The sequence below is a fragment of the Brenneria uluponensis genome (genome assembly GCF_032395385.1).
GTDB lineage: Bacteria > Pseudomonadota > Gammaproteobacteria > Enterobacterales > Enterobacteriaceae > Prodigiosinella > Prodigiosinella aquatilis.
Window position 1 is genome coordinate 138,939 of record NZ_CP135917.1, and the last position, 14,761, is coordinate 153,699.

A 14,761-nucleotide genomic window follows, 5' to 3' on the forward strand; every position below is an offset into this window, starting at 1 on the left:
ATGGATACAGTCAGTAATATTGCGGATCGATTACGTGATTACTCACCTCGTCCGGCGTTTATGCTCCGGATTGGGGATAAACAAATCACGGAATTGGACGACCGGATAATGTCGCTGTCGCTGACCGATAACCGAGGGTTTGAAGCGGATACGCTGGAAATGACGCTGGATGATGCCGACGGGAAAATCGCGTTGCCGGAGCGCGGGGCAAAAATCAGCGTAGCGCTGGGCTGGGAAAATGAAGCGCTGATCAGTAAAGGGTGGTTTACCGTGGATGAAATTTCCCATCGGGGGCCACCCGATCAGCTGACTATCAGCGCCCGCAGTGCAGACTTTCGGGACTCATTCAACGTGAAACGGGAGTACAGTTGGCATAATGTCACGGTGGAATATGTGGTATCGGCTATTGCCAGCCGGTACGGGCTGAACGCCGGTGTTTCTGCCAGCCTTGCAACACTGGAACTGGATCACGCTGACCAGACAAACGAGTCTGATATCTCATTTCTAACCCGTATGGCGGAAATGGTCGGGGCCATAGCGACGGTTAAAAATGGGTTGTTGTTGTTTATTGTGCCGGGGCAATCAGTATCACAAAGCGGTAAACCACTTCCCGCGATCACTATCACCCGCAGCAGTGGAGACAGTCACAGTTTCAGAGTTGCAGATCGGGATGCATACACCGGGGTAAGTGCGTACTGGCTGGATCTCAATTTTGGGAAAACGAAACAAACTAAAATCAAACGTAAACGAAAAACATCCACGACCACTAAAGCGAAAGCACCAGCATCCAGCAGTAAAGAAGGTAACTATTTGACTGGAACGGAAGGGAATGTCTATGTGATGCGTCAGACGTTTAAAACAGAGCGCACAGCGAAACGGGCAGCCGCGGCAAAGTGGGCCAAACTGCAACGCGGGGCGGCAGAGTTTAGCATTACGTTAGCGCGGGGCCGTGCGGATTTATACCCTGAGTTACATGCTATCATGTCTGGATTCAAATCAGTGATCGATCAGGCAGACTGGATAATCACCCGCTGTGTGCATGAAATTGGCGGAAATGGCTTTACCACGGCGCTGGAATTTGAAGTAAAAATTAAAGAATGGGCGACAGATAAAGACGACGGATAGCGCGTCATTTTGTGTATAATATCTACAATACAAACCGTCTGGAGGTTGTCATGGCAATCAAATGTCCAAAATGCCGCGCAACTGCCAAAACCCGTACCAGCGTTGAGTTAAGCCCTTTAGTTCGTCGTAGTTATCACCAATGTCAAAACCTGATGTGTGGTTACTGCTTTACCAGCATGACGCATATTGATGAAGCATTGAACGAAACAAGACCCGCTGCCGGGGCGCATGTCCCCGCGAACATATTCCCGCGCAGTCATAGCGGAGAAAATCAGTTAGATCTTGCACTCTGATTAAAAATACACCTAACGGTATATAATGACTGTTTGGTGTATTAATTTAATCTCATCGCTTTTCTTTTAGTTCGGGGAATTCCTTCTCAACAATTATAAATGCCGATGGGCATTGCTTCCTTGCTGCCACATAGTCTACAAGGCATTTGTCTATATTTTCTTCTTTACCTGTAGAATATATGCCATCAATCAGGGAGGTAATAGGATCTAAATGTATTGCTTTTGACAGTTGATAGTTGAGATCAGCGATGTCTAAGATTGCTTCGGTACTACAATGTTTAACACCCTCTAACATAAGTCCATGCGTATCGTTACAATAAAGCGGACTTTCCATGAATGCTGAATATAGTTCCAGACGAATTTGTTGATATTTGGGGTCTAGTGCCTTGTGAGTGGAGAAAATACCGAAAACGCCTAAAACTGTGCATAATAAAAAAAAAGAGGAGCTTACATTTAGGCGGATTTTACCCCAGAGGAAAGAAATTATTAATCCCCAACTTATCCCTAGTCCGGCCAATAGACCACTTAACCCCCCCAAGTAATTATTATGAATGAAACCATTTGCTGCTATGTAGAATCCTCCTATTATTGGTGTAATACAGATAATTGCTTTTAGATAGAATTTAATATTTTTAAAATAATCCATGCTCGGTATTTTCTCTGATGTTATTTAACTTGTGATTTTTCAGTCTTGGATCTGGGTACTTTGGCCGAGCTGTCAATTTTATTACAAAATCACTGGTAATTGGATGTTTAGTGCCCCGGGGTTACCGGGGCTTTTGATGTGGTCAATGTGTGGACATTGAAAGAAATAAATCCTTTTATTTCATATGGATGGTGTAAATATTTGCACACCATCCCTGTCTTTTCGCCCTCCTTGATGGAGGGCTTTTTTTTGGGTTCGAAAACTAAATATAGGCTATTGAAGTGGTGCGTTTTGTTTTCCCTTCTGTGGAGCAATTTCTCACCAAAACGGTGCGACAGATCACACTACTGAACACCTGATGTTGATGCCGTCAGGGGCGTCACGGGTATATTCTTCATGCCTGTTGTTGCGTTCAGCCTTCATTATCTAACTGATATATAAATATTTATTCCATTTCTTGTTTTACTTTCTCAACTCATCCGTATTTTGGCATCCGTTATGCATTCTTAAAATCATAATGACATTATGAAAATAAAATACTCAATCAAATATCTGTTATTAACGTCGTTTCATTTTCAATTCACACTTGGGAGGATTAGCCGGTGGCTAAACAAGAAACAAGTCGTACTCTGCAAAGGAAAATCAACATCGGCATGCTGGCTGGCTCACTATTTGGCTTGCTCAGTATGGTTAATTCGGTTTCTGCGAATCAACTTCAGGAGATTAAGACTCGGGGTGAAATGGTCTGCGGCACACTTTCCACCACGGAACCGTTAGGCTTTGTCAATCCAAAAACGCGTAAAGTCACTGGATTTGATGTGGATATCTGTCAGGCGCTGGCGGATCACCTGGGTGTCAGGATGGTGCAAAAAAGCCTTTCTGTCGAAGCACGTATCCCGGAATTACAAATTGGGCGTGTTGATATTCTTTCTGCTGCGCTGGGATACACCCCCGAACGCGCTAAACAGATTGAATTTACTGATTCGCATTTTCAAGTGCCGTTGAAAATTCTGGTTCCTGTTGCGGCGGGGTACAGCTCGCTGGCCGACTTAAATGGTAAACGTGTCGGGATGACGTCTGGTTCTAGCTCAGAGTACTGGCTGCGTAAATCTTTCCCGAAGATACAGATCGTTACCTATCATGATTCGCCTTCCGGATTCCTGGCGTTGCAGCAGCATAAGGTAAGTGGCCTGGCGTTTGCCCAGACATCGGGTATGCGTTATCTGCGGGCAGGTAAAGGCGACTTTGCTTTTATTGATCAGCCTATCGGCTGGGAACCTAATGCGCTGGGTATTAAAAAAGGTGAACCCGAATTTCTGGCGGCAGTAAATAGCACGTTGGAAAAAATGGAGCAGGACGGGGAACTGGAAACTATTTGGAATAAATGGCTGGGACCGCAAACCGTTTATAACGTAAAACGGGATCACAAACTTGAGCCTATTGAAAAAGTGAAACTCAGTACCGAATAATGTGAGAAAAATGATCGTGAAATGGTAGGCCACATTCACCATAAATGAATGTGGCATTGAATCTATTTCCTGGCTTTTCAATACGCCGAGGAGTCGAGTCGTATGACGAATTTTGATCCCTTTTCACTATTGCAGGGTGTTTATCTGCAATGGTTGATAACTGGCCTGGAAACTACACTGACTCTGTTTATTTTATGTTTGGTCTCCGGTTTTATTTTGGCGCTGTTTTTGGCGGCTATGCGTATTTCTGGTATTACACCTTTAAGATGGTTCGTTGCTATTTATGTAGAATATCATCGTAATGTTCCGGCACTGGTTCAGCTTTTATTATGGTATTTCGGTTTATCCGCTGTATTACCTTATACCTTGTCAGAATGGGTTAATCAGCACGGCAGTGAATTTCTTTTTGCCTATATCGCACTGACGTTGAATACCGCTGCATTTATGTCTGAAGATTTGCGTAGTGGTTTACGTGCGGTCGCGAAGGGCCAAATGGAGGCATGCCGGGCTTTGGGTCTGACTTTTCCTCAGGCTATGCGGGATGTTATTTTACCGCAATCAATCCGTATTTCTATTCCGCCATTAATCAGCCAATCGTTGGCATTGTATAAATCAACCAGTCTGGCAATGGCGATCAGTGTGGCAGAACTGACCTATGCCGCGAAACAGATTGAAAATGAAACCTTCAGAACCTTTGATGCCTTCGCCATCGTCTCTGTCATCTACTTACTGGGTTCGCTGCTGATTGTCAGTGTGGGCTTTACCTGTGACCGTTTAGTGTATCGGACCAGGAGCCAATAGTATGAGTGACATGATAGCTATTGTAATGAATTACCGTAATTTACTTCTGGTAGGCGCTTATCCGGATGGGCCGATCGGCGGGCTGGTTTTGACACTGTTTATTGCACTCAGTGGTCTGGTTTGCGCGTTTCCGTTGGCAATATTGGTCGGTATTGCCAGAACCAGCAAATATAAAGTTTTCTTCATTCCTGCGACGATATTCTCCAGTGTTATTCGTGGATTGCCGGTATTGATGTTGGTGTTCTGGTCCTATTTTGCCGTGCCGCTGCTTTCCGGACACTCAATTTCAGGTGTTATGACGCTGACTGTGGCATTAATTATCTATGAAACGGCTTTTTTAGGTGAAGTCATCAGAGCGGGAATAAAATCGATTCCTGTTGGACAAATTGAAGCTGCAAGAACATTAGGGATTAGTTATTCACGTACTCTCACAGAGGTTATATTGCCGCAAGCACTATTTACCATGATTCCCAGTATTCTTAATCAGTTTATTAACCTGATTAAAAATACGTCACTGGGATATGTTATTGGTGTCGCGGAGCTGACGTATTCCGCTTATCAGATTAATACCATCGAATTAACCAAACCATTACAGGTCTTTGGTATTTTGGCGATTATCTATTTCATTATCTGCTTTTCATTAACGCAATTGGTCGGCTATCTGGAAAACGTTATTCAGCGCAAACGACAACTGAAAATATAGGAGGCTCGACATGTTGAAAATAGAAAACGTTGAGAAATGGTATGGCCTGAATAAAGTGCTGAATAACGTTTCTGAAGAAGTAGCTCGTGGAGAAGTGGTCGTAGTTTGTGGGCCGTCAGGATCAGGCAAATCGACCTTGATCCGTACCATCAACCGACTGGAAGAGATCCAGAGCGGGCGTATTCTGGTGAATGGCATCGACAGCCGTGCCAGTGATATCGATCTGAATCAGTTTCGTAGCAACATCGGTTTTGTTTTCCAGCAATTTAATTTATTCCCCAATCTGACGGTATTACAGAACGTCACGCTGGCACAGCGCCGGGTGCGTAAAAGTGATAAACGCGACGCGGATGAGGTGTCGATGGCTTTGCTGGAGAAAGTCGGATTGTCGATGAAATTGAGCGCCTATCCCCATCAGCTTTCCGGTGGTCAGCAGCAACGGGTTGCCATCGCGCGGGCGTTGGCGATGAAACCCCCGGTGATGCTGTTTGACGAGCCAACCAGCGCCCTCGACCCGGAGATGGTCGGCGAGGTGTTGCAGGTTATGCAGCAACTGGGCAGAGAAGGCATGACCATGGTGTGTGTGACCCATGAAATGGGCTTTGCCAAAGAAGTTGCCGACCGCGTGTTATTTATGGATCGCGGTGAAATCATCGAACGGGCTACGCCTGAAGCTTTTTTCTATCAACCCCAACATCCCCGCGCACAAAAATTTGTCGCTGATATCCGCCATTGACAGGAATTGTAAGCATGAGCATGACATCTGATGTACTCACACGTATCAAACCTTCAGCCAGCAATGCTGTTAGCCAGTTAGCCCGCGATCTGAAAGCGCAGGGGCGGGATGTCATCGCGCTGAGCTCCGGGGAACCGGATTTTGACACGCCGCAACATATCAAGCAGGCGGCGTTGCAGGCGATGAACCGCGGTGAGACAAAATACCCACCGATAGCCGGCATTCCGGCACTGCGCGAGGCGGTAGTCGCCAAATTCAAACAGGACAACCAACTGGACTATGGCATCAAACAGATCATCGTTTCCAACGGCGCCAAACAGATTATCTCCAACGCACTGATGGCGACGTTAAATCCAGGCGACGAAGTGATTATCCCCGCGCCTTATTGGGTTTCCTATCCGGAAATGGTGACGCTCAGTGGCGGTACGCCGGTGACGGTCCCCGTCAGTGAACGACAGGGATTCAAGCTAACCGCCGACGCGCTTGAGGCGGCGATTACGCCAAAAACCAAATGGCTGATGTTTAATTCACCCTCGAATCCTTCCGGGGCGGTATATACCTATCAGGAACTGCGTGCGCTGGCGGATGTCCTGCTGCGTCATCCTCATGTCTGGGTCATGTGTGACGATATCTATGAAAAACTGGTCTACGACGATTGCACGTTCTATACCTTTCCCCAGGTCGAACCGGCATTAATTGAACGCTCGCTGGTGATCAACGGAGTATCAAAAGCTTATGCCATGACCGGGTGGCGCGTCGGCTACGGTGCCGCCCCTGCGTGGCTTATCAACGCCATGGAGACGATTCAGGGGCAAACCACATCTGGCGTCTCTTCTATTTCACAATGGGCCGCGGTGGCTGCGTTGACGGGGTCACAGGCGTTCTTTGCCGACTGGAAGTCCAGTTTCATCATGCGCCGCAACTATGTCGTTGCCGCTCTGAATGCGGCGCCAGGAATTAATTGTCAGGTGCCTCAGGGCGCGTTTTATGTTTATCCGTCCTGTGCCGGTGCATTGCAGAAAACCACTCCGGAAGGGCGTGTGCTCCACAACGATCAGGACTTTACCGAAGCACTGCTATCCAGTGAAGGCGTGGCGCTGGTGCACGGTGGCGCATTTGGTCTGGCACCTAATTTTCGCCTCTCTTACGCGGCTTCGATGGCGCAGCTTGAGGAGGCGTGCCTGCGGATTCAGCGCTTTTGTCAGCGTCTTGCATAAGATCTCTGACGCGACCCGGGGCGAGCCATGAGTATCGCATGGCGGCTCCTTCGTTCATTTCGGGAAGGATCTCTTTTTCATTCTTCGTGTGTGCATATTGTGGCGATGTTCAAGGAAGTGAAATGACGCTGATTCGTACTTTCCCGGTATTCAGAGAGCCGATGACACGCCGGTATTTAATGGGTCAGGCCGCCTCCATCCTGGGATTGTGGACGCAGAACGTGACGTTGAATCTGTTGTTATGGCAAATGACCCATGCCGCGTGGATGTTGGGGGTGCTCAATTTCCTGCTTTATTGTCCAGCGTTGATTGTTCCGTTGCTGTTTGGCAGCCGGCTGACCCCTGCGCGCGTCAAAGTCATCATGATGAAGATCCTGTTTCTCTCCATGATTATCTCGACATTACTGTTAGCCAGCGTGACGCTTCATTTCATCAGCTCAACATTTATCTTACTGATTGCCGGTGTTGCCGGATGCATCTCTTCCATGGAGCTCCCGACCCGTCAACTACTACTGACCAGTAGCCTCCACGATAAATCATTGATGTATAACGCTGTGGCGATGAATACGATGGTATTTAATATCGGCAGGATGTTTGGCCCGGCGATAGCGGCTTACAGCTTTAATCAGGTGGGTGCAGCGGGGGGATTTGTTATTTCGCTGTGTGGGTTGATGGCCATGTTTTTTGCTGTCAGGAGGATACAGGTAGTTGAGCCGGATTATAAAAACCGCAAAGCGGGCGGCATGCGCAATGCGGTCCGCTACGTCATGCAGGATAGTTTTGCCGTGCGTTTCCTGCCGATGTTGGCGGTTGTCGGTATATTTGCCGGTTCATATCAGTCATTGATTCCGGTGCTGGCTGCTCAAGGGTTTCATGATACTACCCGTTACACCGGCTGGTTTTTCAGCAGTGCCGGGATTGGCTCGCTCTGTTCGGCGCTGTTGATCTCCACAAGGGTTTCCCATCAGCGCCTATTGCAGTGGCTGAGTGTTGCTCCCTGGTGTTGCGTGTTGGCGCTGACGGGGATTTCGTTCTCTCACCTTCCCGTGTTGACCAGCCTGTGCTTCCTGCTACTGGGTTTGTCGCTGACATTTTTCTCGACCATGATTAACTCAACGTTGCAGCATCACAGCCCGTCGGAGCTGCGCGGAGCGGTAGTCGGTCTGTATGGTATGTCATTCCAGGGCACCATGCCGTTGGGGAACTTACTGGTAGGAATGATGGCTTCTGTCACAAATATCATGTCGACTTTTCTGTTGATGGCCTTCATGTTGGTGGTGGTATTAGGCGGACAGTGGGGAGCTACGAAATGGAAACACACCAGCAGGAGTTACAACCGATGAGCGAGACGATGATGAAAAAAACCGTATTGATGGCCCGTATGCTTCCCCCCCGTCTGGTGCAGCAATTGCGTGAGCATTTTCACCTGATTGGCCCGTTGACCCGTCTCGACGGGCAAGATCTTCCCGTTGGGGCCGAATCAGCAGAGGTGTTGCTGACCATGAGCGGCATTCCTACGGAAAAGGCCCTGATAGATGCGCTGCCCGCTCTGCGTTTGGTGAGTTGTTATGGTTCTGGCATCGAGTTCGTTGATAGCGATTATCTGAAACAAAAGGGAATTGCGCTAACCAATGCCGCAGGCACCAACGCCAGCAGTGTTGCTGAATTTGCATTGGGGTTGATTCTGAGCAGTACCCGGCAGATTTTAACCAGTGAACGCTTCCTGCGTAGTGGCCAATGGAAAGGAAACAGTGTTGAACGTTATCCGTCGGTCCCCGGGTTGGAAGGCCATCGATTGGGGATCTATGGTTTAGGCGAAATCGGTTTGCAAATCGCTCAGCGGGCGCAGGCGTTCAATATGGAGATTGGTTATCATAGCCGTACTCAGAAAGTGGTGTCATATCGTTTTCTGGAGAATCTTTTACAACTGGCCGAATGGGCGGATGTCCTGGTGCTCGCCGCGCGTGGCAGTACACAAAACTACCATATTGTGGATACCCGGGTTCTGAATGCGCTGGGGCCGCAAGGGCATCTGGTCAATATCGCTCGAGGAATGCTGGTTGATGAGGCGGCGCTGTGTGATGCGCTGGAGAACCGGCGTATTGCTGGTGCCGCGTTGGATGTGTATGAATTTGAACCCGAAATCTCTACCCGTTTGCAATCGATGGAGAATATCATTCTCACACCTCACGTTGCGGCCAATACGCATTCTGCTCAGGACGCTCAACAGCAACGGATGCTGGATAATACGATGGCTTATTTTAAGGGTGACCGCTTGATTGGCAGGGTCTGCTAATCCTTGTACATTACTTCTTTTGCTAATTTTACGGGTAGGTATGTCCAGGCAAAAAACCACTGATGTTGATCGCTCGGTCAAGGCCGTCAAACGGACGTTGGCCATTCTTGATGCATTTATTCATCACCCGGGCGGCATTACGCTGAGTGAGCTAGAAGCGCAAACCGGATTGTTCAAGAGCGTGATCCTCCGTTATATGCTCTCACTGGAAGCTGAACGCTATGTGTTAAAGCGCGCGGATGGCAGCTATGAGCTCGGTTCTCGCGCTTATCAGCTCGGTTGTACATATGAGCGCACATTTAATCTGCGTGAGCACGTGTTACCCGTGTTGGATAAGCTCACTGACGCCACATTGGAAAGCAGCACTTTCTTTGTCCGTGATGGTGACTACCGTTTGTGTTTGCTGCGTAAAGATTCGCCGCAGCATATAAAATCCAGTGTGCCGGTTGGCACGATGCTGCCAATGGATGATACTTCCGCCGCGCATGTTCTGCGCACCTTTGAACAGGGTATGCCGGCGAAATGGTCATTTCCCGCGGGTTTGTTTACGTCCACCGGTGCGGGGACTAACCGTCAGGCATCGACTACCTATCTCACCGCGTCTATCTCCGCGCCGGTATTCAAACATGATAACCAGTTGGCGGGGGCATTGAGTATCTCCGGACCTACCAGCCGGTTCGATCCTGCCGATACCCACAGCCAGCAATTATTGATGGAAGCGGCCATCGCGTTATCACTCGTATTAGGTGCCGTCATGCCTGAATAACGCTATAAAATATGAGTGAGTAATACTTGGGAGTCCGGTTTCTTTTAGGTGGAGACATGCTGGCTGAGTATGGAGACAATCTCTTGCGGAAAAACGGTTTCTGTCGTCTGACCCAGTTCATCCAGTGACCACCATTTGTACTGGGTGATGACGTGTTTTTCGTGCTCACTCCACTGGTCACCCCTCAGCGTGTTGTCCGTGGTGTAAACGATGAAAAATCGCTCATCTGCTATTACTTGCTCGCCGTTGGACAGTACCATGGGGAATGTTCGTGTCGTGATACAAACGCCGGGATCCTGAATAATGATGCCAGTCTCCTCCTGCAATTCCCGTATGGCTGCCTGCTCAAAGGTTTCACCCGCTTCCACGGCACCGCCTGGTGTGGCCCAGTAGGTTTGGCCAGCCAGCGCATCATTGGTATGGCTAAATTTGAACAACAGCACCCGTTGTTGTGGATCGAGTATCAGTAGACGTGATGATAGTCTGTGTTTCATGGGGTCTCCGGCGCTATATCTGATGGGACAATCATCTTTCTCGCCGATGGGTTCGATGTCAATGTATGCAGGATACAGTGAGTGGTGTCGCTGTTATGGCCGTCTGCTTCCGCTTTTCCGCTGCCTGTCAGGATGATGCCATGTTGCTGTCGGGTCGCTGTCGTGGTGTTCTTCCAGATGCAGATTCAAGCTGGTACCCGGTTTCATATCTAAAGGAGTTTATGATGAATGCGATAAAATCATTGCGTCTTTCCCGGGCCTGGTCTCAGGAACAACTGGCTGAATTGGCTTCCCTCAGTGTTCGTACCATTCAACGTATCGAAAATGGCGAGCAAGCCAGCCTGGAAACGCTTAGCGCGATTGCCGCGGCCCTTGAGGTACGAGTTGCGGATTTGATGGAAAACAGTGGTGAGCGACATCTGCAAAGTGAATCGCTGGAACAGCGAATTCTTGATGCTAAACATCAGGTGCATGAAGAAGGAAAACTCTGGCGCAGCCTGATCTTGTTTGCCGTGATCAATAGTGTTTTATTTGTAGTTAATCGACTAATCGATCCCCATACCCACTGGTTTCTCTGGCCGTTACTGATTTGGGGAGGATTACTGGTGATAAAGGCTATTAATGTGTTTTTTCTGCGCAACTGGCTGGTGCGCTGGCAGCAGGGCCGATTGCAGAAGATTTTACGTAAGTGAGTTAGTGACGTTCAAGGCGCGAAGTAACATGAGTGTTTTACTTCGCGTCAACAATCCACTGGGCAACATAGCAACCTTCACGGTTTTTCTCCCCCGGCAATCCAGTATACTGAGCACCTTATTCCGTCAGGAGTCAGGTATGAATTCTCAATACGCACGCCTCGTCACGATGGCGGCTTTTCTGGCAACCGCAACTGCGTTGTTGTTGTTTGGGCTAAAAGTCTTTGCCTGGTGGTATACCGGGTCAGTTAGTTTGTTGGCGTCACTGGTGGACTCCCTAATGGATATCGCTGCTTCGTTCATTAACTTGCTGGTGGTGCGTTATTCACTGCAACCCGCCGATCCGGAACATACGTTTGGTCATGGTAAGGCTGAGTCGTTGGCGGCGTTGGCCCAGAGCATGTTTATTTCCGGTTCCGCACTGTTTCTGCTATTGACGGGTATACAGCATCTGATTTCACCCCAACCGCTGTATGCGCCGGAACTCGGGATGTGGGTTACCGTGGTTGCGCTGATCTCGACTTTACTGCTAGTGACTTTCCAGCGTTGGGTTATCAGGAGAACGTACAGCCAGGCAGTGCGGGCAGATATGTTGCACTATCAGTCCGATGTGTTGATGAACAGTGCTATTCTGGTCGCGCTGGCCTTGAGCTGGAAAGGTGTGACTTGGGCAGATGCAGCCTTTGCGCTGGGCATTGGCGTTTATATTTTATACAGTGCATTGAGGATGGCGTACGATGCCATACAGTCATTATTGGATCGAGCATTGCCGGATGAAGAGCGCGCGGAAATTATTAGTATTGTGTCATCATGGCCAGGGGTCATCGGTGGTCATGAGTTAAGAACCCGCCGTTCCGGTCCTACCCGGTTTATTCAACTTCATCTGGAAATGGATGATGCATTGCCACTGGTCGAATCACATCAGATTGCCGACGATATAGAGCAAGCTTTGCTACGACGTTTTCTCGGTGCCGATATTATTATCCATCAGGATCCTGTTTCTGTGGTACCTGATGAACAGCGGGGACGATGGGTACTATAGCCCCGCGAAATCTATCTCCTTGTCGTAATAGTGTTGTAAAAGTGTGATATGGAGTAGGAATATATTGGCCTTTAAGCCTGACCTGAATCAATTCAGCTACGGGCGTTTGTTATAATATGCTTATAAAAGATGAAGGGTTTATCACTGGTGTCGATTGATGCCATTAACCTTACGATAGAAAAATCTGCGAATTTACATCTACAAATCCAGAGGTTGTCATGATTAAAAAAATCGGAGTATTGACGAGCGGTGGCGATGCACCCGGCATGAATGCTGCCATTCGTGGTGTCGTACGATCAGCATTAACGGAAGGTCTGGAAGTGTTCGGAATCTATGATGGCTATCTGGGTTTGTATGAAGATCGGATGGCACAACTGGATCGCTACAGCGTATCAGACATGATTAACCGCGGCGGTACTTTCCTCGGTTCAGCGCGCTTTCCTGAATTCCGTGAGGAAGCGGTACGTCAGGTTGCCATCGAAAACATGAAGAAGCGTAATCTGGATGCCTTGGTGGTTATTGGTGGCGATGGTTCCTATATGGGGGCCAAGCGCCTGACGGAAATGGGTTTCCCCTGTATTGGCCTGCCGGGTACTATTGATAACGACGTTGCAGGTACTGACTACACCATTGGCTATTTTACCGCACTGGAAACCGTGGTAGAGGCAATCGACCGCCTGCGTGATACGTCTTCTTCCCACCAGCGTATTTCTATCGTGGAAGTGATGGGGCGCCACTGTGGTGACCTGACGCTGGCCGCGGCGATTGCAGGCGGCTGTGAGTTTATCGTATTGCCGGAAGTGGATTTCAAACCCGAAGATCTGGTGAACGAAATTCAGGCTGGTATCGCCAAAGGGAAAAAACACGCCATCGTGGCAATTACCGAACTGATGTGTGATGTGAGTGAACTGGCCCGTTATATTCAACAGGAAACTGGTCGTGAAACCCGCGCCACGGTACTGGGTCATATTCAGCGTGGTGGTTCTCCCGTGGCTTATGACCGAATTTTGGCTTCCCGCATGGGGGCGTACTCTATCGAGCTGTTGCTACAGGGGTACGGTGGCCGTTGTGTCGGTATCCAGAATGAGAAACTGGTACATCATGATATTATTGATGCCATTGAGAACATGAAACGCCCGTTCAAGGGTGACTGGCTGGATACGGCCAAGAAATTGTACTGATAACGTCATTCATGCCTGAATGGTCCACGCGTCTGGATGTACCGTCTTTTTCAGGCCGCGTTTGAGGTTGATGACATGATTGCCAATAGTCTGAATCCCGTCTAATAAGGCGGGATTTCTTATTGTTAGCTATAGATATGCCAGTCATCTCGAAATCTATCGGGTATAAAACAGCGGATAGGCCGTGTGCATTCCATATTGTGTGCAGTACCGCCTGGCAGTGAAAGTCTCTTCATCTGTCGCAATGAACTGGCATAATAACCAAGGCCAGATTACGGCGCAGAAGACGTTTAGGTCTTTCTCTGCCGGACCGTGGATGATTTGTTGACCTAAACTTTAATAGTCGCTTGTTGAGCCAATATTATCGGTGTGGCTCAATAACAGCATGTAAACAGATAGGATTGAGGTTTCCGAATGACAAAAGTTACCGTTGCCGCAACACAGATGGCCTGTACCTGGGACTTACCCGGCAATATCGAAAATGCCGAGAAACTGGTGCGACAGGCTCATGCCAAAGGGGCACAAATCATCCTGATTCAGGAGCTGTTTGCTGCGCCTTACTTTTGCATTGACCAGAGTCCGGAACATTATGCACTGGCGCAGGAGCTGGAAACCAGCCCCATTATCAAACACTTTTCCGCACTGGCCGCCGAACTGGAAGTGGTGTTGCCGTTGAGTTTCTTCGAGCGAGCAAATAACGCCTATTACAACTCGTTGGTGATGATTGATGCTGATGGCACGGTGCTGGATGTGTATCGAAAAACCCATATTCCGAATGGTCCAGCCTATCAGGAAAAGCAGTTTTTTGTTCCGGGCGATACTGGTTTTAAAGTATGGCAAACCCGTTATGCCAAAGTGGGTGTCGGCATCTGCTGGGATCAGTGGTTCCCGGAAACCGCCCGCAGCCTGGCGTTGATGGGGGCAGAACTGATTTTCTATCCGACGGCCATTGGCTCTGAACCAGCTTTCCCACAGTGGGACAGCCAGCCGCACTGGACACGCGTTCAGCAAGGTCATGCCGCTGCTAACCTGATTCCGGTTATCGCGTCTAATCGTATTGGTACCGAAGTCAGTAAATATATAGAGGGTCTGGAAATGACGTTCTACGGCTCGTCGTTCATTGCTGATCCGACCGGTGCGTTGGTCGAACAGGCTGGCAGAACAGATGAAGCGGTACTGGTTCACGCGTTTGATCTACAGGACATCGCGAAGATGCGCGCTACCTGGGGGTTGTTCCGTGACCGTCGTCCAGATATGTATGGTGTGCTCGGCACGTCTGATGGTAAAACCCGGAGATAAG

The 14,761-nt window shown here is 48.8% G+C and carries 16 protein-coding genes; 14 read left to right on the forward strand and 2 right to left on the reverse strand.

The features are described 5' to 3' along the window. Both RS889_RS00705 and RS889_RS00710 read left to right on the forward strand, forming a co-directional pair. Positions 1–1,125, forward strand: coding sequence for a phage late control D family protein (locus RS889_RS00705; protein ID WP_425475167.1), 1,125 nt, complete (start codon positions 1–3; stop codon positions 1,123–1,125). 50 nt (positions 1,126–1,175) lie between these two features. Further along, positions 1,176–1,418, forward strand: coding sequence for an Ogr/Delta-like zinc finger protein (locus tag RS889_RS00710; RefSeq protein WP_315709004.1), 243 nt, complete (start codon positions 1,176–1,178; stop codon positions 1,416–1,418). A 52-nt stretch (positions 1,419–1,470) separates the two neighbouring features. On the opposite strand, the gene RS889_RS00715 is transcribed toward RS889_RS00710, so the two are convergent. Then, positions 1,471–2,064, reverse strand: coding sequence for a hypothetical protein (locus RS889_RS00715; RefSeq protein ID WP_315709005.1), 594 nt, complete (start codon positions 2,062–2,064; stop codon positions 1,471–1,473). A gap of 602 nt (positions 2,065–2,666) precedes the next feature. Between RS889_RS00715 and RS889_RS00720 the strand changes: the two genes are divergently transcribed. From RS889_RS00720 to RS889_RS00755, 8 genes are all read left to right on the forward strand, one after another. Beyond that, on the forward strand, positions 2,667–3,533 hold the full coding sequence (locus RS889_RS00720; RefSeq protein ID WP_315709006.1) for an ABC transporter substrate-binding protein: 867 nt from the start codon (positions 2,667–2,669) through the stop codon (positions 3,531–3,533). A gap of 102 nt (positions 3,534–3,635) precedes the next feature. Beyond that, positions 3,636–4,334 (forward strand): amino acid ABC transporter permease, encoded by a 699-nt coding sequence (locus tag RS889_RS00725; protein ID WP_290180952.1) that lies wholly within the window; start codon positions 3,636–3,638, stop codon positions 4,332–4,334. A 1-nt stretch (position 4,335) separates the two neighbouring features. Beyond that, the gene (locus tag RS889_RS00730) at positions 4,336–5,037 is read left to right on the forward strand and encodes an amino acid ABC transporter permease (protein ID WP_315709007.1); all 702 of its coding nucleotides are present in this window, start codon (positions 4,336–4,338) and stop codon (positions 5,035–5,037) included. Between the two features lie 10 nt (positions 5,038–5,047). Continuing rightward, complete coding sequence (locus RS889_RS00735; RefSeq protein ID WP_315709008.1) at positions 5,048–5,773, forward strand: amino acid ABC transporter ATP-binding protein; 726 nt, start codon at positions 5,048–5,050, stop codon at positions 5,771–5,773. A 14-nt stretch (positions 5,774–5,787) separates the two neighbouring features. Further along, entirely contained in the window at positions 5,788–6,990 is a 1,203-nt protein-coding gene (locus RS889_RS00740; protein ID WP_315709009.1) for a pyridoxal phosphate-dependent aminotransferase, read from the forward strand. Positions 6,991–7,112: 122 nt separating this feature from the next. Then, entirely contained in the window at positions 7,113–8,333 is a 1,221-nt protein-coding gene (locus tag RS889_RS00745; RefSeq protein ID WP_315709010.1) for an MFS transporter, read from the forward strand. Continuing rightward, a complete protein-coding gene (locus RS889_RS00750) occupies positions 8,300–9,286 on the forward strand; it encodes a 2-hydroxyacid dehydrogenase (protein ID WP_315709011.1) in 987 nt (328 codons plus the stop codon). Before RS889_RS00745 ends, RS889_RS00750 begins: the two co-directional genes overlap by 34 nt. 40 nt (positions 9,287–9,326) lie before the next feature. Beyond that, positions 9,327–10,052 carry an IclR family transcriptional regulator gene (locus RS889_RS00755; RefSeq protein ID WP_021013583.1) on the forward strand — a complete coding sequence of 242 codons (726 nt, stop codon included), beginning with the start codon at positions 9,327–9,329 and terminating at the stop codon, positions 10,050–10,052. A 44-nt stretch (positions 10,053–10,096) separates the two neighbouring features. Here the strand turns inward: RS889_RS00755 and RS889_RS00760 are convergent, their stop codons facing one another. Further along, entirely contained in the window at positions 10,097–10,546 is a 450-nt protein-coding gene (locus RS889_RS00760) for an NUDIX hydrolase (protein WP_315709012.1), read from the reverse strand. A gap of 65 nt (positions 10,547–10,611) precedes the next feature. On the opposite strand from RS889_RS00760, the gene RS889_RS00765 reads away from it, so the two are divergent. The 4 genes from RS889_RS00765 (at position 10,612) to aguB (ending at position 14,760) form a co-directional block, all read left to right on the forward strand. After that, complete coding sequence (locus tag RS889_RS00765; protein WP_315709013.1) at positions 10,612–11,238, forward strand: 2TM domain-containing protein; 627 nt, start codon at positions 10,612–10,614, stop codon at positions 11,236–11,238. A gap of 139 nt (positions 11,239–11,377) precedes the next feature. Then, positions 11,378–12,280 (forward strand): CDF family cation-efflux transporter FieF, encoded by a 903-nt coding sequence (gene fieF / locus RS889_RS00770; RefSeq protein ID WP_315709014.1) that lies wholly within the window; start codon positions 11,378–11,380, stop codon positions 12,278–12,280. Positions 12,281–12,498: 218 nt separating this feature from the next. Continuing rightward, the gene (gene pfkA, locus RS889_RS00775) at positions 12,499–13,461 is read left to right on the forward strand and encodes a 6-phosphofructokinase (RefSeq protein ID WP_021013579.1); all 963 of its coding nucleotides are present in this window, start codon (positions 12,499–12,501) and stop codon (positions 13,459–13,461) included. A 414-nt stretch (positions 13,462–13,875) separates the two neighbouring features. Further along, the gene (aguB, locus tag RS889_RS00780) at positions 13,876–14,760 is read left to right on the forward strand and encodes an N-carbamoylputrescine amidase (RefSeq protein ID WP_315709015.1); all 885 of its coding nucleotides are present in this window, start codon (positions 13,876–13,878) and stop codon (positions 14,758–14,760) included. The last annotated feature ends 1 nt before the right edge of the window (position 14,761 follow it).